This is a genomic window from Thalassoroseus sp., assembly GCF_984380535.1.
The window spans coordinates 161,555-186,445 of sequence record NZ_CFHRBF010000010.1; the positions used below are offsets into that span (position 1 = coordinate 161,555).

Annotated in this window: 17 protein-coding genes; 12 read left to right on the top strand and 5 right to left on the bottom strand. The window is 54.3% G+C overall.

Annotation, left to right across the window (positions count from 1 at the left end):
• The first annotated feature begins 93 nt into the window (after window positions 1-93).
• The 4 genes from AC5DDB_RS15490 (at window position 94) to AC5DDB_RS15505 (ending at window position 3,702) form a co-directional block, all read left to right on the top strand.
• Window positions 94-645: a hypothetical protein gene (locus AC5DDB_RS15490; RefSeq protein ID WP_491740643.1), complete on the top strand. Its 552-nt coding sequence runs from the start codon at window positions 94-96 to the stop codon at window positions 643-645.
• A 13-nt stretch (window positions 646-658) separates the two neighbouring features.
• Entirely contained in the window at window positions 659-958 is a 300-nt protein-coding gene (locus AC5DDB_RS15495; RefSeq protein WP_491740644.1) for a hypothetical protein, read from the top strand.
• A 54-nt stretch (window positions 959-1,012) separates the two neighbouring features.
• Window positions 1,013-3,043 carry an NAD-dependent DNA ligase LigA gene (gene ligA / locus AC5DDB_RS15500; protein WP_491740645.1) on the top strand — a complete coding sequence of 677 codons (2,031 nt, stop codon included), beginning with the start codon at window positions 1,013-1,015 and terminating at the stop codon, window positions 3,041-3,043.
• Window positions 3,044-3,174: 131 nt separating this feature from the next.
• Window positions 3,175-3,702, top strand: a complete 528-nt coding sequence (locus tag AC5DDB_RS15505; protein WP_491740646.1) for a hypothetical protein — start codon at window positions 3,175-3,177, stop codon at window positions 3,700-3,702.
• A gap of 193 nt (window positions 3,703-3,895) precedes the next feature.
• Here AC5DDB_RS15505 and AC5DDB_RS15510 read toward each other — a convergent pair whose 3' ends face one another.
• A complete protein-coding gene (locus AC5DDB_RS15510; protein WP_491740647.1) occupies window positions 3,896-4,774 on the bottom strand; it encodes an alpha/beta hydrolase in 879 nt (292 codons plus the stop codon).
• Between the two features lie 486 nt (window positions 4,775-5,260).
• On the opposite strand from AC5DDB_RS15510, the gene AC5DDB_RS15515 reads away from it, so the two are divergent.
• The gene (locus tag AC5DDB_RS15515) at window positions 5,261-7,180 is read left to right on the top strand and encodes a vWA domain-containing protein (RefSeq protein ID WP_491740648.1); all 1,920 of its coding nucleotides are present in this window, start codon (window positions 5,261-5,263) and stop codon (window positions 7,178-7,180) included.
• A 136-nt stretch (window positions 7,181-7,316) separates the two neighbouring features.
• Window positions 7,317-9,260 (top strand): vWA domain-containing protein, encoded by a 1,944-nt coding sequence (locus tag AC5DDB_RS15520; RefSeq protein WP_491740649.1) that lies wholly within the window; start codon window positions 7,317-7,319, stop codon window positions 9,258-9,260.
• Window positions 9,261-9,319: 59 nt separating this feature from the next.
• On the opposite strand, the gene AC5DDB_RS15525 is transcribed toward AC5DDB_RS15520, so the two are convergent.
• On the bottom strand, window positions 9,320-10,369 hold the full coding sequence (locus AC5DDB_RS15525; protein WP_491740650.1) for a bile acid:sodium symporter: 1,050 nt from the start codon (window positions 10,367-10,369) through the stop codon (window positions 9,320-9,322).
• Between the two features lie 926 nt (window positions 10,370-11,295).
• Between AC5DDB_RS15525 and AC5DDB_RS15530 the strand changes: the two genes are divergently transcribed.
• The 6 genes from AC5DDB_RS15530 to AC5DDB_RS15555 all read left to right on the top strand — a co-directional run bounded on the left by AC5DDB_RS15530 (window position 11,296) and on the right by AC5DDB_RS15555 (window position 18,816).
• Window positions 11,296-12,135: a sigma-70 family RNA polymerase sigma factor gene (locus tag AC5DDB_RS15530; protein WP_491740651.1), complete on the top strand. Its 840-nt coding sequence runs from the start codon at window positions 11,296-11,298 to the stop codon at window positions 12,133-12,135.
• Window positions 12,136-12,241: 106 nt separating this feature from the next.
• Entirely contained in the window at window positions 12,242-12,859 is a 618-nt protein-coding gene (locus AC5DDB_RS15535) for a nitroreductase family protein (RefSeq protein WP_491740736.1), read from the top strand.
• A 141-nt stretch (window positions 12,860-13,000) separates the two neighbouring features.
• Window positions 13,001-13,633, top strand: a complete 633-nt coding sequence (locus tag AC5DDB_RS15540) for an RNA polymerase sigma factor (protein ID WP_491740652.1) — start codon at window positions 13,001-13,003, stop codon at window positions 13,631-13,633.
• Window positions 13,633-16,992: a protein kinase domain-containing protein gene (locus AC5DDB_RS15545; RefSeq protein WP_491740653.1), complete on the top strand. Its 3,360-nt coding sequence runs from the start codon at window positions 13,633-13,635 to the stop codon at window positions 16,990-16,992. The genes AC5DDB_RS15540 and AC5DDB_RS15545 overlap by 1 nt, the downstream gene beginning before the upstream one ends.
• Before the next feature lie 130 nt (window positions 16,993-17,122).
• Window positions 17,123-17,608 carry a hypothetical protein gene (locus AC5DDB_RS15550; protein ID WP_491740654.1) on the top strand — a complete coding sequence of 162 codons (486 nt, stop codon included), beginning with the start codon at window positions 17,123-17,125 and terminating at the stop codon, window positions 17,606-17,608.
• 68 nt (window positions 17,609-17,676) lie between these two features.
• Window positions 17,677-18,816, top strand: a complete 1,140-nt coding sequence (locus AC5DDB_RS15555; RefSeq protein WP_491740655.1) for a hypothetical protein — start codon at window positions 17,677-17,679, stop codon at window positions 18,814-18,816.
• Between the two features lie 27 nt (window positions 18,817-18,843).
• Here the strand turns inward: AC5DDB_RS15555 and AC5DDB_RS15560 are convergent, their stop codons facing one another.
• The 3 genes from AC5DDB_RS15560 to AC5DDB_RS15570 all read right to left on the bottom strand — a co-directional run bounded on the left by AC5DDB_RS15560 (window position 18,844) and on the right by AC5DDB_RS15570 (window position 24,790).
• Window positions 18,844-19,584: a BON domain-containing protein gene (locus tag AC5DDB_RS15560; RefSeq protein WP_491740656.1), complete on the bottom strand. Its 741-nt coding sequence runs from the start codon at window positions 19,582-19,584 to the stop codon at window positions 18,844-18,846.
• Between the two features lie 211 nt (window positions 19,585-19,795).
• Window positions 19,796-20,767: a hypothetical protein gene (locus tag AC5DDB_RS15565; RefSeq protein ID WP_491740657.1), complete on the bottom strand. Its 972-nt coding sequence runs from the start codon at window positions 20,765-20,767 to the stop codon at window positions 19,796-19,798.
• A 126-nt stretch (window positions 20,768-20,893) separates the two neighbouring features.
• Window positions 20,894-24,790, bottom strand: a complete 3,897-nt coding sequence (locus AC5DDB_RS15570; protein ID WP_491740658.1) for a secretin N-terminal domain-containing protein — start codon at window positions 24,788-24,790, stop codon at window positions 20,894-20,896.
• Window positions 24,791-24,891: the final 101 nt, after the last annotated feature.

The window sequence follows — 24,891 nt, forward strand, 5'->3', positions numbered from 1 at the left end:
TTCCGTCTCAGGGGGATGTCGACGAAAGTGGGCATCCCTTTGAAATCGTGTGCTAGTCGAATGGTCGTTCCGCTGCGAACACCGAGAAGTGAAATGGAAAGGTCAAGGTTTCCTTTGTTCGAGGAATTCGAATACGAGCGTCGCTTTCATGAAGCGTGGAATTCCGTGCGAATTGAACGATCGATGCCCTATACGCTATTCACGTTTGGGGATAACGATCTTCCTTACTATCTCGTGCTCGACGCAGACGAACCGGGTGGAACTGTGACGATTCGCAAGGGGCAGGTGAACATCACACGCCCCAAGTTGATCACGCCCGATACTCTTCGCCCGGAGTTTCGGGACTTCTTCGATGAGTCCGATGACTCACAGATGATTGATTTCTTGCTAGCCCGGACGGCTGCCTTCTCGAATCTCAAAATGGTGAATCGACGAGGAGCCGAACGCGTTGTCACCGATTCTGTCGAGGAAGCCGTCGCGAAGCTTGATCGGCAACTCGACGAAGAAGAGGAAGATCGCGTTGCGATTCTCAGTGCTCCGAAGCCGTTGGCCGGAATCGCCGTTCTTCGATATGTGGCCGATCGCGTGACCGAGAGTGCGCCTGGCAACATCCAAGAACTTCGCGAGCGGGGTTTTCTTTCTTAAATCCGGTCCGCACATGACTTCGAACTCCCACGACTCCACCGACGAACAGCAGTCGCCCCCGCTGAATCTTTTTTTTCGTCTGGCTGTCTTTGCTGCAACAGTGTTCGTGGTGACGATTTTGGCCTTCGTGGCCGCAATCTTTGGAGATCCGCAGTCTCCCGCAATTCGTACCATCAATAACTATGGTGGACAGATCATTTTCTGGGAGGTGGTTTTGCTCCTCGTCGTCACAGTACTGGCGATGGGCATGGACCGTTGGCAGAGTCGAACTCAGCAACGGCATCGATCGAAAGAGCTACCCGAAACCCAGTAGTTTGCCGCCAGTTTCGTTTTGTAGGGCACGGTTTCATTCGAAGGGACCCCGTTCATGACGGCTCGCGTGAAGACGAAGATTGAGAAACTACGTGCGGAACTCGAACGGCATACGCGACTGTATTACGTAGAAGCCCGGCCGGAGATTTCGGACCTCGAATTCGACAAACTCTTAAAAGAACTCGAACAACTCGAAGAGAAGTATCCCGAATACGATTCACCGGACAGCCCTACGAAGAAAGTTGGCGGCGAACCGATCAGCGGATTCGAGACGGTCGAGCACCGCGTGCCGATGCTCTCGATCGACAACGTCTACGATGAAGACGGCGTGATCGAATTCGATAAGCGAGTTCGCAAACTTCTGCCGGACCGCAAACTTGAGTATACCGTCGAATACAAAATCGACGGAGTGGCACTTGCGTTGTTGTACGTTGATGGCGAACTCACTCTAGGCGTGACTCGCGGCAACGGGGAACAGGGCGACAACATCACGCATAACGCCCGCACCGTTGGAGGTGTCCCCCTGCGACTTGCCGGGAACGATGTGCCTCATGAACTCGAAGTTCGCGGCGAGGCCTACATTGGCAATGCAGATTTCGCAAAGTTGGTTGCCGAGCAAGAGGCCCGGGGAGAACAACCCTATGCGAACTCGCGAAACGCCGCTGCTGGTGCGCTGAAGTTGCTCGATCCCAAGCTCTGTGCGAAACGCAAGATTCGTTTCATTGCCCACGGCGTTGGATACACCGATCACGATTTCAAAACCCATCAGAAGTATCTCGCTGCGTTGGCGAAAATGGGAATTCCCGTTACACCGAACGTAGAGGCTTTCGAGACGATCGAAGCGGCGTTGGAACGCGCAAACGTGATGGCGGAAGAAATCCACACGCTAGACTTCGAAGTCGATGGCATTGTGATCAAAGTCGATGATTTCGCTCTTCGCGACGAACTTGGGTCGCGAGGAAAAAGCCCACGGTGGGTGATCGCCTACAAATGGGAGCGATATGAAGCTGCCACCAAGGTGAACAGCATCACAATCCAAGTCGGCAAAACAGGCACATTGACGCCGGTTGCAGAATTGGAGCCCGTACAAATCGCAGGTACGACGGTTTCGCGATCAAGTTTGCACAACTGGGATGAAATCGAACGTCTCGGCGTTCAAGTGGGTGACCACGTCATTGTCGAGAAAGCTGGCAAAATCATCCCGCATGTGGTGCGGGTCGAGGAACATCTTCGCGACGGTTCTGAGACGCCGTTTCCTCAACCAACCGCATGCCCGGAATGCGATTCTGATGTAACCAAAGATGAGGGGGGCGTGTACCTGCGATGCGTCAATCCTCAATGTCCAGCTCAGCTCCGAGAAACGCTGCGATATTTCGCCAGTCGGGAGGGAATGGATATCGATGGGTTGGGGATCAAGTTGGTCGAGCAACTTCTCGAAGCTGGCCTGCTTCACTCCATTCCGGATTTGTATCGTCTAGCGTCGCGGCGGGAAGAAATTCTCAAACTCGAACGGATGGGCGAAAAATCTGTCGATAAGTTGCTGGCCGGTATCGAGCAATCAAAGTCACAACCGCTATGGCGTTTGCTGACGAGTTTGAACATTCGGCATGTCGGTTCAAGCAACGCGCGTTTGTTGGCAGACCGTTTCGGCACGATGGACGAATTGATGTCCCAAGGCGAAGCGGAACTGGCTGACGTCGACGAAATCGGTGCCGTTATCGCGCATTCCGTCCATGCCTTCTTTGCGTCCGAGGCTGGGAAGACGTTGATTGAAGAACTCCGTGCCCAAGGATTGAACTTTGGCAATCCGGTCGACGAGAAACCGGCCGATGCGGAAGCTGGCGTGTTGGCGGGAAAAACGGTCGTGGTAACCGGGAAGCTTACGGAACTCGATCGGGATGGTGCCAAAGAGCTGATCCGACAACACGGCGGACGGGCGTCGGGGAGCGTTTCCAAGAATACCGACTACCTCGTCGCTGGCGAGAAAGCCGGCAGCAAATTGACGAAGGCGAACGAGTACGGAGTGACCGTTCTCACCGAGCAAGAGTTCCTCGACCTCGTCAACAATTCCGCAAAATCCGACTAAAAACTTTAAATCCATCTTGCCTCGGAATCTGCGAAACCCCATCATATTACCCATGTTCGCCATTTTACCAATTCGGTATAAATTGCGATTGATTCACAATTGACTGACCATGGGAAGTCGAAGGGGAAGAAATGAAGTTAGCTCATTCATTGGCAGCAGTTGCTGTGTTGGCTTTAGGGACACCGGCTTTTGCAGGACACTGCTCGAAGTCCTCCGCACCAGCCTGCACACCAACCTACACAACCTGCGAAACGGTTTACTACGAAGTCGAAACCGTCTGCACGCCATGCGAATCGGAAGTCATCATTGAAGCGCCTTGCGCTTCTTGTGAGTCCGAAGTTATCGTGGAATGCGAAGGCTGTTCGGAGTCGGAAGTCATCATCATCGAAGAGCACATCGTACCTGAAGCCGAAGCGAAACCGGCTGAGACGGTTGAAACTCCAGAACCGAAGAAGCCCGAAGCGAAAAAAGCCAAGAAGCCCGAAGCAAAAGCACCAAAGGCTAAAAAGCCAGAAGTGAAAAAACCGGAACCAAAGAAGCCAGAAGCCAAAAAGCCGATGAACAAGGCTAAGAAGGCTCCGAAACCACCGGTCCCGCCAGCAACCCCGGAAGCACCAGAAGTACCGGAAACACCGGCTGCTGAAAAGGCGACGACATAACGTCTTGCAGACGTAAGATGCAGATCCAATCAGCGAAAGCAGGCTCCGAGACTTCGGGGCCTGCTTTTTTGTGGATTCAGCAGCGGGAAATGTCTACACCGTCTTAGGTCTTCTGCGTCGCTGAAGGTCGCGAGAAAATATTTGTTGACCGGACCCACGAATCAGAGACTGCTACCAGGCAAGGAAAACTGCACTAGGCAGCCGAGCGGGGGTGCCCGTCAGCGAACTTGAAACCCTCGCTGGTCCAGCGTTCCTCCAACCATTGCGAGATCGTCCCCAAAACGGTCTCCCATTCCGGCTCGCTATGCAATTCGTGGAAGCAGTCGGGAAACTCGCGGAAGGTTCGATCCGCTGAAGATGTTTGCTTCAACCAAGCCTCCGGTGCGTCCGGATCGACAATGCGATCGTCACCGGCTTGGAGAATCAGAAACGGCTGAGTCACACGATTGGCTTGCTCCCAGACGGCTTTAAGGGCTGCTTGAATGGCGAAAAACCAACCGGCAGTGACGGACCGGTGCAGCAGGATGTCGGCTCGACGATCGTCGACGACATGCTGATTGCGAGACACGTCTTCATGTTGAATTGGCGTGCGAAACCGTGTGCGAGGAACCACCCAAGATAGCACCCGTCCGACAGCCTTGGTATGCGATGGGATCGGCACACGGATGCCTAGTAACGGCGAACTCAGGATAAACGCCGGGACCAACTCAGGATCGGCTTGGGCGAGTCGAGCGGTGATCAATCCCCCCATACTGTGACCGATTCGGACACAATGTCGGGGGGAAAGTGCCAGATGCTCTTGGATCAAACGCTGATCCGAGAGGTACTGGTCGAAGTGTCGGAGGTGCATCGGAACACCGTCCGACAAGCCATGTCCGCGATGGTCATCCACCACCACGTTCCAATTGGACTTCAAAAACCAGTCGATAACGTGCCGATATCGGGCACCGTGCTCGGCAGCCCCGTGGATCAAGAAAATCGTGCGACCGGCGGGAGTCTGGGGACGGGTGAAATGTCGAACGAATAATCGCCGTCCGTCCGAACTGGTCAACCACGTTTCAGTATAACGCATGATGAGTCTCCCAGGGGGACAAGTGTTCTCGAAGAAAGGAGAACAAAGATCGGCTAGAAGTCGATCCCTGAGACATTCGGCAACGTCCGCAGATGCGTTGCCAATCGGTCACATAGATTATCGGCGATATGTCCCGCATGGCGACGATGAATTCGGCTCCAGTCACCCGGATTGCTCGAATCTGGCGTTGAAGGTCGTAGAATCCGTTCGATTTGCTGTTTCTGTGTTCAACGAGAATTTTCCAACGAACAGTCTGGCGATTTGCTGGGTAATATAAGTAGTGAAATCCTGCGAAAAATGGAAATTCGTGGACATTTTCGTGGAATTTTGGTAGTCTAATATTGCGTCAAGAGATCTTTCACGCCGACGTACGTATCACGGACCCCTCCCGAGATGCTCGGCATGAGTACAGCGTTTAGACCGTGTCCTGCCCATTCGGGGTGATGCTGGTGCATCCCTCGACCCCACCATACAAAGGAGAATTCGGTGAGTTTTGCTGCTCCCAATCCTCAAAATGCATCCGCGGCACCTGGGGACTCGAAATCGCAATTTTCGAGTCTGATGGAATTGCCGTCATGGGCAATTAGCTGCGTTTTGCACGTCGGTCTGTTGCTGTTCCTCTATTCGATCACGCTTTATATGCCTCAAGATGAGGAAACTGTGATCGACACTGCCATGAGCGACGAAGACGTGATCCCGGATGAATTCGTTTTCGACCCAACGATTACGGATCAACTTGGTTCTGATAGTCTGATGAATACGTTGAGTCCGTCGCAGGCGGCGAAGACGCAAGCTAACTCCGATCCGCAAGAGCAACTCGAAAAGGAGATCGATCAGGAGTTGGTCTCGGTTCAGCAGCCACAACTCGACATGGTTGCATCACCAGAGCAGACCGAGTTCGTGGATACGATCGACACAACCGGAGCGACGGATTACGTGGGTGGTGTGGAAGGTTCGATGGACCGCCTGACAGCCGAAATTGCCGGTTCACTGCGAGATCGTAAAACGCTCGTTGTGTGGGTCTTCGATGCCTCGCTGTCACAACAAGCTCGACGCGACGAAATTGCCGATCGCTTCGAGAACGTTTACAAGCAACTTGGTCAGTTGGATGTCGATTCCGGGCGGGCATTGCAAACTGCCGTCGTGAGTTTCGGCAGCAGCACGAACTTTATCACGCCGGAACCGGTCGATGATGTCGGCGAGATTGTCAAAGCCATTCGCAAAATTAAATCTGATGGTACACCGACCGAAAATGTGTTCGGTGCTGTCGGCCAGGTGATCAACAAATGGCGGTCGTATCGGACGAAGTTGCGACGAAACATGATGGTCATCGTTGTAACAGACGAACGGGGAGACGATTTCGAGCTGTTGGAACAAACCGTGCAAACCGCTCGGCGAGTTGGTGTCCGATGCTATTGCGTCGGGAATGCGGCTCCCTTTGGACGTGAAAAGGGATACGTCCTCTGGAAATACGAGGACGGCGGCGAAGAGTATCTTCCGATCGATGCAGGTCCCGAGTCGGTCGCAATGGAGCGTTTGAACCTGGGGTTCTGGGGCGGACGTGGTCGTGACCTTGACCAGATGTCGTCCGGTTATGGCCCTTACGCATTGACTCGGCTATGTGCGGAAACCGGTGGGTTGTACTTGGTCGCTGAAGATAGTGTCCGTGGTCCGCAGTTCGATTTCTCGGTGATGAGAAGCTACACGCCAGACTATGGCCCGATCCGCGAGTACGAAAAAGAGCTTGTCAGCAACGCAGCCAAAGGCGCTTTGGTGATGACCGCTCGAAAGACCAATGTTGACCGAATTGTGTCGCCGCAACTTGTGTTTCGGGCCGATACCGACACGGTCCTCCGGCAGCAGGCGACAGCGGCTCAAGAACCGGCCGCGGTCTTTGACTTCAATCTACAGCAGATGCAATCGATGCTCGAACGTGGTGAGAAGGATCGGGAAAAACTCGTCTCGCCACGCTGGCGTGCCGCCTACGATCTCGCTATGGGACGTGTGCTCGCGATGCGAGTCCGAGCTTACGGATACAACGTCGTGCTGGCGGATATGAAATCCACCCCAAAGAGCTTCGAAAAGAAGGGCAGCAACCACTGGCGATTGGTCCCGGCTGCAGATATTTTGGGAGGTCCAAGCGTCAAGAAGCTGGCAAAGAAAGCCAAGGAATACCTAACCCGCGTTATCGACGAGCATCCGGGAACACCTTGGGCGGAATTAGCCGAGCGTGAACTCAGTCAAGAACTGGGTTGGGACTGGCAAGAGTTCGCCGTCAATTTGGCTCCCGCCAATCGTGGTGGCAACAACAATCCCGATGGACCGCAGTTTGCAGATGAAGAAGAGAAAAAGAACGAAATGAAAAAGAAGGCGGCTCAGAAAAAACGGGTTCGGCCTGCTCTCTAATTGGCCTATTAAATAACGGCAACGACGCCTCTCCAAAAACTCTGTCACGGATGGTTTGGCGGAATCCACCCCAGCGAATTTGAATTAGCCCACGATCGAGAAGGACTCAACGATCGGCGTGGCCTAAGGGAATGCAATGTCCAAAGCTCCTAACGCCTCGACATTCTCATCTGTCGGTGTGTCGATCGTCTTTCACGGCATCTTGCTCTTCGGTTTGTTTCTCATCAAACAATCGCTTGACGATCAGCAGGAGGAAATCGTCGTTGAGTCCGTGTTAAACGAAGATCGAACCGAAGAAGAATACACGCAAGAGCTTGAACTGAATCCGACTCCTGCGGACAGCATGAATGTTGTTGCCGGAGGTGCCGTCACCGGAGCAGTCGGTGCTGCCGCCAGCCCTGTTTCCGCGGCCACTCAAAACGTGGAAATCGATAAGTTACTCGAAGACCCGCAAATCGAGGTCAATCCTGGTGACATCACCCGACCTGGCGAAGGTGAAGTCGCCATGGACCTTGGCGAAGGCGAAGTCACCGGGGAGATTGGCGCAATCGTTGAAGGTTATGGGGCAGCCCTGAGCCGGTTGACACAAGAGCTGACCCGGATCATGCGTGAACAAAAAGTGCTGGTGGTATGGTTATTCGACCAGTCCGACAGCATGAAGGATGACCAAAAAGAGATCGCAGCGAATTTCCATCAGGTCTACGAAGAATTAGGCTTGGTTCAAAAGCAGGATGAAAAAATCCGTGCCCAAGACGAAGTGTTGCATACCGTGATCGGTGCGTTTGGTCAGAACGTGAGCTACCTCACACCGGAACCGACAACCGACGTGAAGAAAATTCGCGAAGCCATCGACAAGATCAAAATCGATGAAAGTGGTTTCGAGAATCTGTCGCAAGCGGTCGTGCAGACGATGGAGCAGTACGGCCCTCGTGCTGTGCGGCAGAAGCGTCGGTTGGTTGTCGTTGTGGTCTCGGACGAATCCGGTGACGATGGGATGGGTGTCGAGGAAATCGTCGCACGAGCGAAGAAAATCAAAAGCCCGATTTACATCCTGGGGCGAGAGGCGACTTTCGGATATCCCTACGCACGTATTCGTTGGCAAGACCCGAAATACAATTTGTGGCATTGGTTGCAAATCCGCCGCGGGCCGGAAACTGCGTTCCCGGAATGTCTGCAGTGGGACGGACTGCATAGCCGTTGGGACGCCTTCAAAAGTGGGTTCGGGCCTTACGAACAGGTTCGTATCTGTAAAGAATCCGGCGGGATCTTCTTCGTGTTGCCAGGCGAAGAGGAAGACCTGACGGGGGCGGGTGCGAACGACAAGCGGAAGTTCGATTTCTTGGACATGAAACGCTACACGCCGCTTCTCTTACCACGACGGGAATACGCGGCCGAACGCCAACGCAGCGACTTTCGAAAAACTATCTTCGATGTGATTGCTCGGTTGAATCCGAATAAGGATGCGGTCGAGAAAGGGTTGCTACCTGCGTACGATCCGAACTTGAATATTCGGGAGCACTGGTACCCACTCGACGTGGCTGGTTTTCGTCAGGAAGCCGCCAAGGAAGTTCAGAAGGCAGCCCGCGCGATGGCGTTGTTGAACACCGGAATCGGCTTACTCGAAGGCGTTCAAAAACTGCGAGCGAAAGAAGACTCCGACCGCTGGCGAGCCGCCTACGATCTCGCCTACGCCGAATGTCTCGCGTATCGCGTGCGATTATTCCAGTACCTGTTGGCGATGGACGCCCATGCCAACAATATGCCCGAACCCGCGAAGAAGAATCACAATCGTTGGAACGTCGGCCGAACGCCGAAGATGATTGTCGCGGACGATGCTCAGTTCAAACGTCTCAAAGCAGCGTTCGGTCTTAGTATGGAACGCGAAGAGTACTTGAAATATGTCGAAGAGCAAGAAACATTTGCTCGCGAGATGTATGCCGATGTCATTAAAAATCACCCCGGTACACCGTGGGAGCGACGAGCGGAATATGAGTTGAAACGCGGGTTTGGAATGCGATTCTACAGCGTTTTCCGCGATCCCAACTACGACAAACTCGATATCAAGCTTCCGAAACCGTAAAGACGGTGCCTCGGTGGTTTTATAATGTCTCTCTGTGGTTTTGATCTCACCGTTGTCGTTCACTGTGGAACGACAACGGTTTCTTTTTTTGCCAAGTAGCCAGCGACTGCGGTGTCGATGAATAATTGCGAAGCGTGAAACATGAGAATCGGGAAGACCGCAAACGGAACTCCAATTCCGTTGCCAAGAAGATTCGGGTTTCCTAACATCGCCGGATCCGTTGCAATCAACACGCCGATCGGAAGCGTCTTTTGGCTGGCCGCGAATATGACGGCCTTTGTGTCATCCGTTTCGAAACGCAACGCGGTGCTCGCAATCCAGGCAACTCCCATGGCGACAAGGTGCAATCCGATCCCGGTGAGCCAGACGAGAACGATTGCCCCAACCCCTGCGCCGCTTCCACTTGAGTTCAAGGTCTGTCCACCGCCGACAGACGCCAGAAAGATCAGGCTCAAAATCAGAAGTTGAGCCACAACTCCCAGTTGGGTTTTATTGCGTGTGGCCCACTCGCGGGGCGACTTTCCGATCCGCATCAACTGGCCGATGAAACAGGGAAGCAAAACCGACAACGCCAGTCGCCACATCATGCTGGCGGCATCAAGGTCGATGGCTTTGCCGACCAGAATGGCGATCCAAAACGGCGTTACGACGAAGCAGATTCCGTTCGTAACCATGGTTACCATCAAGGAGATTGCGTCGTTCCCGCCAGCTTTGCGTGTCCAGACGGACGCCGCAGCCATCGTGCACGGCACACTGGCGGTGATTGCAAGTCCGATCGCGAAATCGGTGGTGAGTTGGAGTTTCGCAAGGGGGATCGCCAGCAACGGAATGGCCGCGTAATTGATTAGGATCGCCAAGACGGTCGGCATTGGCGAGCGAACCGCCGCACCGAGTCGTCGGCTTTCCAGACTGAACGACATCAGAAAGAGAATTGCTGCCGTCGCAAGACGTGAGTAGAGCCCCATGAGACTGACCACCGATGCCGGTAGTCCTTCCGTCACTGACTGCCAGTCGGCCACCGTCATTTGCAATCCCAAACCAATTCCGGCGGGGATGACAACTAGCAAACTCGCAAGAAACCACTGCTTTCGAATCAACGCCCATCCCATGAAATCTCAATCGCCTTTCGCCTGGCATTTATCACAAGAACTCAGTCGCCCAATCATTACGCACGCGATGCCAATTTAAGAGATAGAGCGTTGCTCTACGGGTATTAAATTGTTGATGACGAACGCTTTCATTACCCGGACTTCGTCACACCCGCCCCGTTTACCTCTCTGCTGGTACTGCGTGAGGCTTCGTTGTCAATTCTCTTCCGCATCGCCATCGGTTTCTTCGTTTCCGGGAAGTTGGAGATTCCTGTTGTAGTCGCTGAGGAAGCGACAAACCAGCAACTTGAGCTTTCGAAAGTGGTACGACGCACTTCCGGCCAGTTACGGGCACGAATTCCGTTCGTTCGACAAGCCGGCTGAGTTCACGAGCGAACCATGAGTTCTTGCACGGATCGGCAAAATCGGGAATCAAGTGAGGCATCGGTCGCGACGTCTGTTCGCCTGACGTGCTATCTCCGCAAATCTGTCATCAACCGAAGAACCCGCATAACTCGCCAGTGCGTTAAAGCTGACTCCGAATCGGAGAACATCGGCCGCGGTGGTGGAACAGTGGCTCACCAGCATTTTCTACGTGCATAAGATCACATAGCGAGAATGCTTCCGCCGCATGCCGTTAAAGTCGCTGCAAACGGTACGTTTCCCCTAGTTGCCCGGCCCTCTGGAAATTGCCTGAATTGCGTGGTCTTTGTTTCCAGGGCGCGCGGAGTTTTCGACGATGAATGGGGTAACGTCGCTTGAACTCATTCATCAACCACGTTGCCGATCACTTGATGGTCGGCTTATCCCTGTGAGATCAGCGAATGACTCCGCTCACGGCGATATGTGGTTTATTTGGTCCATCCACCGGGGTGCACCAGTTTGAATATATACAGCACGGACTCGCTTTCGACCATCCCGCTCCTCAACACGAAGACCCACCTGTTATGCAGAAAACTTCGCGTCGTCGCTCTTCGTCGGCCGTTCAATCCCCTTTGGAGACCTACCTCCGGGAGATCAACGAGACGGCTTTACTGAGTGCTCGGGAAGAGAAGGAACTCTCCAGACAAATTTCCGCCGGGGACAAGGAAGCCCGCGACCGTATGGTTCGTGCAAACCTGCGGTTGGTTGTTAACATTGCTAGAGCCTACACAGGGAAAGGACTGCCTCTGCAAGATTTGATCGAAGAAGGCAACTTGGGCCTATTGCGGGCCGTCGAGGGTTTCGACCCGACGATGAATACCCGCTTCAGTACGTACGCCAGTTACTGGATCAAGCAGTCAATTAAGCGAGCCTTGGTGAACTCCGCCAAGACGATTCGCATTCCGGCTTACATGGTCGAACTGCTGACAAAGTGGCGACGGGCGACGGCTCAATTGCAAGATAAGACCGGCCGGACCCCGACTCCCGAGGAAGTCGCCAAGGTGCTCGGTCTGCCGAAGAAGAAGCTGAAGATCGTCAAGAAAGCGATTCAGCTTTACAACTCCACACCTCAGTCGGATCATTCCGAAAGTGGGTGGTCGTTGGGTGAGATGTTGGCGGACGATCGGGCGAAGGGTCCGGAGTCGGAACTGATCGAAAGCGATAACATTAAACACGTCTTTCAGATGTTGGAAGACATGGACGAACGGGAAGCCACCATCTTGCGGATGCGGTTCGGACTTGACGATTCCGAACCACGAACGCTGAAAGAGATTGGCGAAACGTTGGGACTCACTCGTGAACGCGTTCGGCAAATCGAAAACGAAGCGCTCGGAAAACTCGCAAAAGGGTTGGACGGCGAGTAAGCGTTTTGGCTAGAATTGTTTACAGAACAAAGGGAACGTAGTGACAACTCGTTCCCGTGTTCTGTTTCTGGTCGTTTGACACAGTTCTCAAAAGGTAGGACGCGTGATCGAGAAACCTGCCGATACTTCGCAACCAGTTCACGAACTCATCCGGGACCGCTGGAGTCCGCGAGTGTTCTCAGACCGGAAGGTTGAAGTTGCTCAATTGGGCAGCTTGCTGGAAGCGGCTCGCTGGGCGGCTTCTTCATATAACGAACAACCTTGGCATTTCTTTGTCGCCACCAAAGATCAACCGGAGGAGTATCAAAAACTGCTCGAGTGTCTGGTCGAGTTCAACCAAGGTTGGGCCAAGACAGCCCCAGTGCTGATGCTCTCTGTGGCCTCGACGCGGTTCGCCCGCAATGGGAAGCCCAATCAACATGCCTGGCATGATGTCGGTTTGGCGACTGCGTCGTTGTGTCTTCAAGCTACTGCAATGGGGCTTTTCTGTCATGGAATGGCCGGGTTCAACGCTTCCCAAGCTCGCACTGTTTTGCAAATTCCGGAAGGTTACGAACCGGTCGCCGCTTGGGCGATTGGCTATCAAAGTGACGACCTGAGCGGGGTCTCCGAAGACGTGCAGAAACAGGAGCAACAGCCACGGGAGCGAAAACCGCTTGCGGAATGGGTGCACTCCGGTGCCTGGAAAACGACCCCAAAATTCCTCGAACAAACGGAGCAATAGCCAGATTTTCGCGTTGAGATGTCCGCGTTTATCATCGAATCACGATCTGTTTATTGAGTCTCCTCGAAATCGGTAACTGGAAACCTAACTAGCTTTTTTCGTCGAAACCGAAATGAAAGCCAATAGAAAACGTTCTGCCCGATGCCGCTGAGTACTCGCGAGTCGTTGCTACTCAAGTTAAAGCAAACGAGTGAACACACAAGCTGTAATCAGGATGCCTGGTTCGAATTTGTCGAACTGTATGGCCCTGTTGTTTACGGACGGTGTTTGCGTGCGGGCCTACAGTCGGCCGATGCCCAGAGTGTCACGCAGGATGTTTTTGTTCGGGTATATCGAGCGATCGGTCGGTTCGAATATGACCGCGCTCGGGGGCAGTTTCGTAGTTGGTTGTATCGAATTACTCGCAACGAAATCCGTCGGATGATCACGCGGGGGCAGAAGCGAGCCAATGCGGTCGGCGGGGGACTGGCCGATCATCTTCTCGACTTATCGAGCGAAAATGCCGGCAGCGAGTGGGACGACGAAATCAACCGGCGAATCTACGAGTTAGCTTCGGAGCGGATCAAAGAAGACTTTCCCGATGAGTTTGCCGTCTTTCAGAAAATCTGGGAAGATTCACGCCCGCCCGCGGACATCGCAATGGAATACGGTAAGACACGTGCCTGGGTCTATCAGGTGAAATATCGGGTCTTGAGACGGTTGGAAGCCGAAGTTCAACGGCTGTCTGAAGATCAATTTCCGTTTCCGAATACGCCGCCGAAGGACGAGTCGTGATGGATGCCTGTCTCACGAAAGACGAATGGAAGGAATTTTTAGAAAAGTCTCCGTTCGACTCGATCGATTCGCATCTCAGTAGTCATCTCGAAACTTGTCCGACTTGCAATCAGACTTTGGAACGTCTGTGTGAAAGCGACGATCTGCGGGTACTTTCTGAATGTCAGCAGAGTCCAGAAGTGAAGGCAAACGGTCGCGATTGGGAATTCGTACGCACCCGGTTAATCGAGGCCGGTAAGTTGCGAGAGGATGATTACGAATTCCAAGAACCCGAGTTTCTCGAAGAGCCTGTTCGCGAGTCGTTAGGCCGGTTTCGATTGATAAAAAAGCTTGGCGAAGGTGCACATGGCGTTGTGTATCTAGCCACGGACACAGTCATTGGGCGGACGGTGGCACTCAAATTGCCCCGACATCATGCGCTCACCAACGAGAATCGTCGAGACTCGTTTCTTGGAGAAGCCCAGGCCGCCGGGGCATTGCAGCATCCGAATATCGTCTCGGTATATGAAGCTGGCGAAATTGACGGCGTCTGCTTCATGGCGGCGGCGTACACGTCGGGGGTCACGCTGGAGGAGTGGTTTAACGACCAAAGCCACCCCGTGCCATTCGAGACCATCGCACGCATCATCGCGGTTTTGGCGGACGCGGTGCAGCATGCGCATCTCTCGAACATTATTCACCGTGATCTGAAACCAACCAATATCCTCATCGACTTCGACACACCCTCAGGCAATTTGCCGTTTCGACCGCAAATTACGGATTTCGGTTTGGCAAAGATCATCAACTTGGAGGAACAGCAACAGACAGCGACCGGCGTCATCAAGGGAACCGTGGCGTATATGTCTCCCGAACAGGTGCAACAGCAAGCTGTCGGTGCCCACACGGATTTGTTCGCGTTGGGTGTCATGCTCTATCAGATGCTCACCGGCCAGCTTCCGTTCCAAGGGGAAAACTTGTCGGACACGTTGCGAAAGATCGTCGACGAGTCACCCGTTTCTCCCCGCCGAATCGTTCCGTCGATTCCACGCGATTTGCAAGCCATCTGTCTGAAGTGTCTTGAGAAACGTCCGCAAGATCGGTACGCGAAAGCGTCGGAACTGCACGACGATCTGATTCGATTTTGTAACGGCGAAGCCATTGCTGCACGTCCGACGAGTTCGATCGTGCTCGCTTGGCGGTGGGCGAAACGACGTCCTTCCGCCGCTGCAATGTTGCTAACGATCGTACTCGCTTTGTGGTTCGGTGTACTCGGATTGGGTTTCCACGTTCGGCAATTAGGGAAAGTCAATGCGAGTCTGTTGACCGTGACGGAGGATTTGGAGAACGCACTCGATGATGCGTCGAAGGCTCAGGATCGTGCGGAGGAAAGCGAGAAGGCCGCTAAGGAGTTTGCCTTACAGGCTCGGCGAATGTCGTATGCATCGGACATGCAACTCGCGGCTCGTTCATGGCGAGACGGCGAGATTCGGCAAGCACGAACCCTCCTCGATCGGCATATCGGTTCCGAGAAACTCACCGATCTACGCGGGCTAGAATGGTACTATCTTGATCGTATGATTAGTGTTCCGTCACGGACCGCTATGACCTTGGATTCCGCAATCTACTGGATTGCCCAGTCGCCCACGAAGAATGAGATCGCCGTCTCGACGGCTGACGGATCAATTCGGTTTGTCAATTGCGAAACCATGGCCGTGGAGGGCGTGATTGATTCCGGTCAGGTGGAAGTCAACTGCGTGGTGTATTCGCCTGACGGGAAACAACTCGTTTCCGCGGGAGACGACGGAACGATCAAAGTCTTTGATCTCAGCACTCGGAAGCCGATTAAAGTCCTTGAAGCCCATGAAAGGCAAGTTTTCGGGCTGGCCTTCACTCCTGATGGAAAGTCCATGGTGAGTTGCGGGGCAGACTCGCAAGTCATTCGATGGAATACAGAGACATGGCAACAAGAGGCCACCTTTGAAAAACATGTGGGGCGGGTCGAAGCGATTGCGATTTCGCCGAATGGGAAATGGCTCGCCACCGCTGGTGCCGATCACTACGTCCGGCTTTGGGATCTCGAAACGAATCAGTACATGTTTCAAATCCGTCCCGGCCCTCCCGAACAAATTCTATCGGTTTCGTTCTCGCATGATAATCGCATGTTGGCCATTGGTTCGAGATCGGGACGGATCATCGTACGCGGTACGACGGATTGGGACTTACAGACAGTCCTCCTTACGCCGGATCCTGTGCAGCGCCTGGAATTCGCGCCGGATAGCTCTCACTTGATCTCTGCCGATCCGGTCGGTGTTGTGAGACTTTGGAAAATCAAACTCAATCCAGAGAGTGACGAATTTAAGCCGGCATCCCTCAAATCGTGGGCGGGTCATCGAGACCGTATTTTTGCTTCCTCGATTGAAAAAGGACAATCACGTCTTTGGACTGGAGGCGAAGACGGGGAGCTTAAGGTCTCCGAACTAGTGGCAGTGCAGTCCCATCGATTGATTTCCGCCGACGGGCGTGACATTAACCACATGCGGCCGATCGGCGCGAATCAGGGCATTGTGGCGTGCATCGACGGCGTATATCGGGTCAACCTGAATGAACCCGATGTGTGGGAGCCGATCGAGACCAAGAAAGGAGACTGGCTGCGTGTTGCCGTCTCACGAGACGGGAACCAGTTCGCCGCTAGTAGCGATCAGGGAGAATTGCGCGTGTGGAATACGGCTGACGAATCCGTACGCGTCATCCCATACAAAGAATGGAACTTTGGTTTCGTCCGCACGTTTTCACCCGATGGCCGATTTTTGGTTTACACAGAGTGTCCGGATTCCAAAAGTCCTGGTCGCCTTCATTTGTTAGACGTTTCATCAGGCGAGTCGTTGTGGAGTCATGAGGACTCCGGTCCTGGCAACGAGGCGTGTTTCACGCCGGATGGTCGGTTCCTTATCTATGCATCAGGGGCGCGTGTTTATGCGCGTGATCTCGTGGAGGGAGTCAATATCGGGTTCGATGACGTCCATAGCCAGGTCGTTCGTTGGCTTGACGTGACCCCTGACGGCCAGCACCTCGTCACGACCAGCGAGGACGGGACGATTGTGTTGTGGACGACCAGCGATTTTCGTCAGGTTCATACCTTCAATACCCATGCTCTCGCCATCCGCGGCGGTTTGTTCAGTCCGAACGGACGCACACTGGCGACCATCGATGCTAAAGGCGTCTTAAAAATGTTCCAAATCGAAGCGACTCAGGAATTGCTTGAGCTCGATTTGCGTAAAGACGACGTTGGCGGACTCGGTATCAGCGGCGACGGCGACGCTCTGGTTACCTTTTGTCGTGGACGCGACCGTATCTTTGTGCTACCCGTCCGGTGGCCCTGAATTCAACCACGAGCACCAAGATCGGTTCCTCATTCGCGGATCGGGGACACCTTCGGGATCGGTCTTGTTGGAAATCTCGGGCTGCGTTAGGATTCGCCGCCATTTCACGTCGCGTATCTCGCATTCGCCCATGAACTATCGCGTAAAATCGATTGGAAAGACTTGTGCCGGGACGGGCAAGCCACTGGCACCCGGGGCGGTATGCCATTCAATCTTAATCGATGAGAACGGCGAAACGGTTCGTCGCGACTATTCTGCCGATGGTTGGAATGGTCCGCCGGAAGACGCAATTGGGTATTGGCAATGCACGGTTCCCGTATCACAAGTGAAACGGAGGCCGTTGGATACAGAGTCGTTATTCGAGTTCTTCGAGACCTTGAGTGAAGACTGTAACCAGGCCCAGGAGAAGTTTCGGTATGTGGTTGCATTAATGCTGCTACAGAAGCGTCGACTGCGGTTGGAAGGCTCCACGGATGAAGATGGGCCCATCATGTTGGAATTGTATGGAAGTCAGGGCGAAGGGCCGTTTTTGATGAAGGATCTTCAATTACGACCCGAAGAAATTCAGGCGCTCGAAGATGAATTGACGACTCAGATCGAGGCGGAAGACGATTGATTGGCGTTTCGTGCCGATCGAGCGGTTCGCGAACGAATCCGAACATTGTTGACTCTGGAGAGGCACGGATGCACTCACCAATCATGACAGCCGAACACGGCGGCGTGAAAAGCCGTTCGGAAGAACGCGCAACTCGACGCGTTGCGATGGTGTGGTGCCTATGGATGTGCGTGTGCGTCTGTGGTTGCAACCGATTTCCCACCCGTCAACAGGTTCTTACACCGATCCAGCCCGATCTTTCGCAAGGCGACTTGATCGAACACCTGAATGCCAATATTCGCCAGCTCCATTCATGGAGTTGTCTAGATGCACAAGTCTCTACCAAAGCACCCATGTTGCCGGTGAAGTTGTCTCTCTCGGCCATCATCGCGGTCGAACGGACACGAAACTTCCGCATGCGGGCATCGGTTCTTGGCAGTGAAGAAGCCGATTTTGGATCGAACTCCGAACAGTTCTGGTTTTGGATTCGGCGTGGCGATCCGTACCTGTTCACAGCCCGACATGAACACCTGCCCGCGGTTTCCGAACGTCTACCAATTCCGTTTCAACCGGATTGGATTATGGAAGCTCTGGGGGTGAGGGAAATCGATCCTGCGAAGATCAAACTGCAGCAACCCGGGCCTTCGCCGAACATCGTGAATTTTGTCATGGAAGAGGCGTTGCCGTCGGGGCAAACGGTTCGTCGCGAATTGTTGGTCGATCGCAATTTGGGCATTATCCTCGGACACAGTTTGTATGACGGTGCCGCCCATTTGGTCGCGAAAGCGTCCCTCAGCGATCACCGTCGCGAACCCTCCGGCGTGATCATGCCACACCGTGTGGAACTCGAATTCCCGTTGACGAAGATGGAACTGACGATCGAACTGAACGAAATCAACGTCAACCCATCGCACTTGCCATCCTCGATGTGGGAATTGCCCAACATCCCGAATGTGCCCCAATACGATATGGGCGAACATTTGGCTCGCACGAATCCGCAGCGGATGGGAAGTGGTGTTCGGCAGATTCAAGGCGAGCAATACGCCGAAGCTCCGCCGTTTGCAGTTTCCGAGGCCCCGTTAGAGTGTCCCCCGTTTGCCGAAGCTCCGGGCATGTCATCACCAAGTGGTTCTGCCACTTCGGGTGAGCTTGGCTGGCAACCGTCAGGCAGGACGACACAAGCCCGACCATCGGTCGATAGCTTGCAACTACACGTTCCGGCACAGTGATCGTCATTTGCCGGACTGTAATCGACTCTATTGCGGTGCGACCTTCAATTCGTTCTTAATCGAACGAATCCCAGGTTCCAGTCGAGCCAATGCTGCGGCGAGTTTACGCGAGTTTTCGTCGGGGACGGTGCCCGTAAGGACGGCAGCATGACCTTCGCCGATTTCGATGGTCACGCCTTCTAAGCCAGGTCGTCGGGTTTGCAACTGACGATACTGTTGCGTGACTGCGGTGCGAATGACTGTCGGGGCGGGGGGATCGTAATCGAAGGCGATTTTCTGTCGCGGGCGAATAACTCGTTCATTTCCTGCACCAGCGTTGTTTCGTGGTGTGAACCGATTCGCATTGCCACCACCGGGAAAGCTGAAGACCGGCGTTTGCGCGTTCATGCTTTGCCCGGCCATTCGGTTTCCGACAAACCCACCGGTCGTATTGCCACCGCCAGTGAAGGTCGAACCCACATCGCTTCCGAACTGGCTCAGTCCGCCCTGTAACCCGATGTTGTTCACACCGGGCACATTTCCGTTCCCGGCCAACGAACCAGCTTGAAGTCCTGCCTGGCCCCCTGCACCACCCGCGCCGGCAGCACCACCCGCAGTCGTGCCACCGAAGCTCGATGTCGTTCCACCGAACCCGCTGGCACTTCCTGTGTTGGTCGTTCGAGTACTCGAAGACCCGAACAGCGACTGCGCGGAACATTCGCCTGAAACGAAACTAATTCCGAAACAGCTTGCAATTGCTACGGACAACAACCGACCGGCACGTCGCATCTGCATCCCTCCACGTGGATTATTCTACGGACACACCATTGTAACCACGATTGGTGTGCTTCGGAGGGGAAAATCTGCGGTGGCGGCAAGTTTCGCGGTGACTCGCTCCCGCTTGCGATTCGAATGCCGGTCTGGTGATTGACGGAAAACAAAAAAGGCTTCCGGGTTGGCCGGAAGCCTCATGAAGTTCCGATTTTGTCTCGTCAGACGGTCAGTTAAACAAATTCGCCGCCTGTCCGGAGCCTGTTTTGGTGGGAATCGGTCGGAAGTCTTGTTCGAAGCGGTGATGCAACGGTTCGGGTGTTGCGTTTTGATCGGTCGTGGCACCGGGAGCGGGGCCAAGACGGAACCGCTTCGATGACGGTGCTTCTGGTGACATCACTGTCTCCGGACGATCCGCAAACATGTTGGCTGCTGAGTTTTGTTGCGGAACTTGTCGACTCTCGACACGAGCCTTGCGAATCTCTTGGAGCTTCTCCTGAATGGCGGCCATCTCTTCGTCAGAGAAATGGTCGTCGCTCAAGTCGGCCGTCGTGAGTTGTTTCGCTTGGTGACTTGCTTGCTGAACAGCGGCTTCGTAGTCTTCGCGACTTGGATTGATCGGCACGGTCGATTTTTTCATCGTGAACGACTGAGGCGTAGCCTCGCGTTGAATTTCTTCCTTCGGCAACGGTCCCGGCAGCGTGACAGCGATGGACTCTGAAAACACTGGCGGTTTGTTCGGCTGCTGAATCCGTACTCGCAACGTGCAACGGGTCTGGTAGGGGTTGTCTTTCGTGTACGGAATGAAGACGTTGTAGCTCGCTCCGAGTGTGCCATCGGTGATGTGCGTGTTCCAGGCTTCGGGCGTGAAATCGAATTGGTGAATTGGCTTCTTGCGTTCTTCGACCGATCCCGTGTCATCGAAGACATAAATGCGGATGTCGCCCTCGACTTGGACCGGTTCGGCGGAGGTTCGGGTGAAGAACATCACCTGCCCGGCAAAGCCGCGTGTCGGCAAGCCATTGATACCGGTTCCCTCAGCTGGTTGCCAGACGGAAACGACTTCCACCGCCGGGTTTTCGGCCGTGGCTTTTGGAAATTCCCGAGGTCCGCCAAACCACTGGCGAATCGAACTTCCCCCGCCGCAACCGGAGACGCTCAGCAAGCCAACAACCATCAAACAGGCAAGCCGTGAACTCATGGCTTTTCTCGCTCGAAGTGGACTAAAGAAATCAGAGGGTACAAGATTCAAAGTTTGGGACGGCATGCCCAGGATTCGTTATGGGCATGCCATCATTCTTTCCGCGGGAAGCATCGTGATGAACGATTACTTGCCCCTCTTGACACTAAACCCGGCCGGTTCGACCTTCGACGTTTGCTGGTACCCTTCGGTCGGGACCCGCGTCGTCGGTACGCTGGCTTCTTCCGGATACATCGGCTCTGGAGCCGGGGCTCCGGGCAGAGCCGGCTGTGGAGGATTAATCGGCGTGACCGGCGTCACTCCTTCGGACATGCCTGGTCGGTAGTTACCGGATTCCGGTTCGTAGATGTCATTCAGATAGGTATCGACACCGGCTTCCGGAGCAGCGACTTCCCCGGGGATCGCATAGAGCGGTCCATGGACTTTCTCTGCTTCACTTTCGATGAAGTGCAATCGCTCGGATTCGACTTGTTTGATCAGCTCGCTGTCGGCATCGTTATGAATGACGCGTGGGGTGAGGAAGATCAACAGTTCTGTTCGGCGTGTGCGTGTTGAATCGTAGCGGAAGGCTTGGCCAAGAATTGGGATGTCACCCAACCATGGGACTTTCCGTTCGATCGTATCATCGTTCTTGGTAATCATCCCACCGAGCACCACCGTTTGGCCGTTCGGCACACCGACGGTTGCCCGTGCGGTTGTGATGTCGATGATCGGCGATTCAATCACAGCACCGGTTGTCGGGTCTGCGATCAACGGCACGCCCTGAGCGGTCAAGGTACTTTTGACAGCGGAGATATCCATCACGATGTTGCCTTCGACGTTGATTCGAGGCGTCACCGTCAGAATGATCCCGGTATCGACGAATTCAGTGGTCGGCACTGGTGTTCCCAAGGCCCCGAAGGTCGTGAACCCGTTGATCCGAGGCACTTGCTGACCGACTTGGATTTCCGCGATTTGGTTGTCGAGAGTCCGAATTTGCGGACGGCTAAGAATGTGAACTTGACGACGAGCCGCCAATGCTCGGATCAGCACGCTGACTTCCGACGAACTCGCCGAAAGGACTAGACCACCGAAACCGAGGTCTCCGTTGACGCGGCCCAGCGAGAAGTTCGACAAACCCTGTTCGCCGACGCTCGACGGATTGGTGAGGCCAGTTGCCCCGGTCATCGTGTCGAAGTTCCCGGCGACGTTATTGCCAAGTGCTTGGTTGTTATTGAAGTTGTAACCCGGAGAAATCGGCTGCGACAGAATTCGTTGGTTCGTGGTCTGCACACCGTTTGGTGAAGTCACAGTCTGACTAATGGTGCTAAGCTGATCCAACACAGCTGCTGACCGGCTAAACAACACGTCGTCTTGAAAACCCAGTTCCACGCCGAATTCGTCGGTGTTGTCCAATTGGACCTCGACCAACATGGCCTGAATCACAACCTGCGGCGGTGTTTGGTCCAACTCGGCAACGAGGCGTTGAATCTCTTCGAAGTATCGTGGAGTCGCCGAGATCAGCAGACTGTTGCTGATGGCTTCTGGAACCACGATGATTTCGCGTTCGAGCAATTCTGTGGTACTGATCAACTCAGGATCGATTTGCAACAAGTCCCGTTGACCTTGCAGGAACTGATTGATCGCGTTGGCGACATCAATCGCAGGTGCGTTCCGCAGTTTGACGACGATGGTTTCCCGTTGACGGACATCGGTTTCGTCAAGTCGCAGCAAAATCGCTTCCACGATCTGCAACGCATCAGCTCCACCGACGGCAATCACGCTGTTTGTTCGCGGATCGATCGAGAACCGTAGCGGCACCAAGCCACTACTGGCGTCTTCCGCACCGGCAACTTGAATACCGCCCTGATCGGCATCGTCGGAAGGCTCGAACAGCGTTTCCAACAACGTCGCCATGGTCGCGGCATCACTATTTGCGAGCGTGAACACCTTGATTTCCGCAACAGTCGGCGAAGGTTTATCCAGTGCGCCGATGAGTTCTTTCATCAGGATCATGGTTTGCTCTGGGGCCGACACCAACAGCGAGTTCGAACGCAAGTCCGCTGTCACCGTAATGCTGGCGAGGAGTCCGCTGCGTGTCGTTTTCATCTCGCCGTTGGAATCCGTCAAGAATTCCAGCACGACCGACTTCACGTCTCGAAGTTCTTGCGGCACATTCTGTTGACCGCCACCGATGTTTCCAGTTTGCCCGGTGTTAGCCAAGGCCGGATTCAAGACGCTGGAGATGGCCAAGTTAATGGTTTCCGCCAACTCATCCGCAATCGCATGTTTGAGCGGGAAGATTTGCATCTTGTTGATCGCCGCCGAAAAGTCACGGTCGATCTTGCGAATCACGAGAGCGATTTCTGCAAGGTCATTCGGGCGAGCTTGCACGATCACCGAGTTCGTCCGCACGTCCGGTAGCACCCGAATTCGCTGACTGAGTTGCGGTGTGGTCGCTTCCGCATTGTTGTTATTGCCACCTTGTGTGGCTTGCTGTTCATAGAAGGTCTGAAGTTGCGTTGCCACCTGAGCGGCAATCGCGTGTTCCAAGCGGAAGACTTCAATTTCGGTGTTTGGATCGACAGGTTTGTCGAGTTCGTCGGCCAGAGTCAGAATCGATTCCATGTCGACTTCCGGGGCGATAATCAAGACGGCATTCGGTCGCATGATTGGAATGAAACCGACGCGTTGTCGAACGTCACCCGTGCGATCACGCAAGGTGGCCAAGCGTTCGTAAACGGTGGACAACAATTGCGACAATGCCGTCGAGTTGACATGTTGCAGCAGAAGCAAACGGACATCCGGCGTGGTTCCGCGGCTACGGAGTTCGATGTCGCGGATGATCTTCATGACTGCATCGACGTCAGCCTGATTCCCACGGAGAATCATCACGCCCAGGTCAGGGACGGACTCAATCGTGACATCGCCACGTAACCGTCCGACCATATCGCTGATGTCTTCGGCATTCATTTGATCCGTCCGTACGATACCCTGAGCGGGAGGACGGTGAATTTCAGCAGGCGGATTTTCTCGTTGGCTTGGTTCGTTGCCCGGTTGTTGCCAAAGTGCAGCGACTTGGTCGACTTGCTGTGTCCGCGATTGGAGTTGGCTCATTCGCCCCAATTGCGGTGCCAATTGTCGACCGATGCGGCTGGCAGCCGGGTCCGCGACAATACGGAATGTCTTGCCGAATTCTGGATTATCCAGAACGTTCAACATGCGTTGCAGTGGTTCGATCGCGGTGTCGGCTGCCTTCACCACAAGTTCGTTGCGATCGACATCGATACCGACCGCGAATTGAAGTTGTTGATTCTCAGCGGACTCGAAGACTTCGAAGGACGGCAGTCCGTTCGGGCCGTTATCGCTGAGTTTCGCACGCGATTTCAACGCATCGTACAATGGCTTCGCAACGTCCCGAGCGGTATTCTGCACTCGGATTGTTTGCGTTCGGAATTGCCGAGGTAGCGGTTTCGGTTGCTCGACAACCGGGTTTTCGATCGGCGTGTCGACCGCCGATGCCGTTTGAATCCGTCGTGGCTCGGGAACTTTGGTTTCTTCCCGACGAGGACGGATCGTCGAGACGCTGCGTCCGCGATGTTTTGGGGGAACAATTTCGCGTGGCGGCACTTCCTTCGCCGTCAACGAGTCAGTCTTGACTCGTGGGCGGTAGCGAGTCCGAGCCGACTCATGATGGACGACCATCAAGAATTGGTCTTTTTGCAGAATACGGAAGTTCTGCTCTTGGAGTTCGACGTTCAGAATCTTAATGGCTTCATCACGCGTATACTTCTCGTGGTCTGTCCGCGTGAGTCGACCACGTGGCGTCTCGTGCATGACGAGCGTCGAGCCGGTTTGCTCGGCCAATTTGCCAAGAATGTGCGTCCAATCGGCATTGAAGAATCGCAGGGTGGCGTTCTTCTCATCCCATGATTGGGTTGCCGGTGTCTCCGCGGCGACCCGCGTGGCATTGACAGCGAGCATACTGGATGCGACCAAAACAATCGTCATCCACCGCATTGCGGAACTGCGATAGTGCGGCACGAGCCAGCCTCCTAGAGCATTTTCGTTCAACCGTTACGGGTTCTGTGCCGGCATGATGTCAATCGAGACCATCGTCCCGTAAAATAAGAGCACAGAAGTCC

Coding starts and splice junctions, on each gene's coding strand:
- AC5DDB_RS15490 (WP_491740643.1), top strand. CDS start 94: ATGGAAAGGTCAAGGTTTCCTTTGTTCGAGGAATTCGAATACGAGCGT.
- AC5DDB_RS15495 (WP_491740644.1), top strand. CDS start 659: ATGACTTCGAACTCCCACGACTCCACCGACGAACAGCAGTCGCCCCCG.
- ligA (WP_491740645.1), top strand. CDS start 1,013: ATGACGGCTCGCGTGAAGACGAAGATTGAGAAACTACGTGCGGAACTC.
- AC5DDB_RS15505 (WP_491740646.1), top strand. CDS start 3,175: ATGAAGTTAGCTCATTCATTGGCAGCAGTTGCTGTGTTGGCTTTAGGG.
- AC5DDB_RS15510 (WP_491740647.1), bottom strand. CDS start 4,774: ATGCGTTATACTGAAACGTGGTTGACCAGTTCGGACGGACGGCGATTA.
- AC5DDB_RS15520 (WP_491740649.1), top strand. CDS start 7,317: ATGTCCAAAGCTCCTAACGCCTCGACATTCTCATCTGTCGGTGTGTCG.
- AC5DDB_RS15525 (WP_491740650.1), bottom strand. CDS start 10,369: ATGGGATGGGCGTTGATTCGAAAGCAGTGGTTTCTTGCGAGTTTGCTA.
- AC5DDB_RS15530 (WP_491740651.1), top strand. CDS start 11,296: ATGCAGAAAACTTCGCGTCGTCGCTCTTCGTCGGCCGTTCAATCCCCT.
- AC5DDB_RS15540 (WP_491740652.1), top strand. CDS start 13,001: ATGCCGCTGAGTACTCGCGAGTCGTTGCTACTCAAGTTAAAGCAAACG.
- AC5DDB_RS15545 (WP_491740653.1), top strand. CDS start 13,633: ATGGATGCCTGTCTCACGAAAGACGAATGGAAGGAATTTTTAGAAAAG.
- AC5DDB_RS15550 (WP_491740654.1), top strand. CDS start 17,123: ATGAACTATCGCGTAAAATCGATTGGAAAGACTTGTGCCGGGACGGGC.
- AC5DDB_RS15555 (WP_491740655.1), top strand. CDS start 17,677: ATGCACTCACCAATCATGACAGCCGAACACGGCGGCGTGAAAAGCCGT.
- AC5DDB_RS15560 (WP_491740656.1), bottom strand. CDS start 19,584: ATGCGACGTGCCGGTCGGTTGTTGTCCGTAGCAATTGCAAGCTGTTTC.
- AC5DDB_RS15565 (WP_491740657.1), bottom strand. CDS start 20,767: ATGAGTTCACGGCTTGCCTGTTTGATGGTTGTTGGCTTGCTGAGCGTC.